At 63.3% G+C, this 902-nt stretch carries 1 protein-coding gene; it reads right to left on the bottom strand.

What is annotated here, in order from left to right; translation table 11 throughout:
* Positions 1–902 (bottom strand): calcium-binding protein (locus AC1RQF_RS33370; RefSeq protein WP_492874398.1); only part of this gene is annotated, 902 nt, incomplete at both ends.

Raw genomic sequence — 902 nt, 5'->3', positions numbered from 1 at the left:
TTGCCCGCGCTCGTATCCGTGAACACCAATTGGTCCGTGATCGTCGCGTAGTTCCAGTTCGTGCCGTCGGCGAACACGATCGCCGGCCGGTTCGCGCTCTGGCTGAAGTAGCTGGTGATCTTCAGCTGGTCGCCGTCGCCGAAGCCCAGGATCAGGTTGTTCTGCAAGTCGCGCGTGATCTGCGTGCCCGCCGCCGTGATGCCCGCGCCCAGTTGCACGACATCCTGGTTCTCGCCGCCCGACTTGCTCGACGTCTCGTTCAACACCACCTGCCCCAGGCCCTTGCCGACGATGAACGTATCGATACCCACTCCGGCATTCAGCGTATTGTTCCTGCCCGCCGTGATCGTGTCGTTCAGGTTGCCCGCGTTGAGGGTGTCGCCCGCCGCCCCGACGATCCGATTGTTCACGCCCTGCAAACCGTTCAGGTACTGGTTGCCCGCGCTCGTATCCGTGAACACCAATTGGTCCGTGATCGTCGCGTAGTTCCAGTTCGTGCCGTCGGCGAACACGATCGCCGGCCGGTTCGCGCTCTGGCTGAAGTAGCTGGTGATCTTCAACTGGTCGCCGTCGCCGAAGCCCAGGATCAGGTTGTTCTGCAAGTCGCGCGTGACCTGCGTGCCCGCCGCCACGATGCCCGCGCCCAGCTGCACCACGTCATGATTTTCTCCGACCGACTTGTTCGGCACCTCGTTGAGCGTCACCAGCCCCAGGCCCTTGCCGACGATGAACGTATCGACGCCCACCCCTGCGTTCTGCGTATTGCCCTTGCCCGCCGTGATCGTATCGTTCAGGTTGCCGGCGCTGAGGGTATCGCCCGCCGCCCCGACGATCCGGTTGTTCACGCCCTGCAAACCGTTCAGGTACTGGTTGCCCGCGCTCGTATCCGTGAACACCAGTTG

The organism is Burkholderia sp. GW821-FHT14F03, assembly GCF_058803765.1.
The sequence above is the reverse complement of the archived record's forward strand: the minus strand, read 5'-3'. Positions and strand labels throughout refer to the sequence as shown.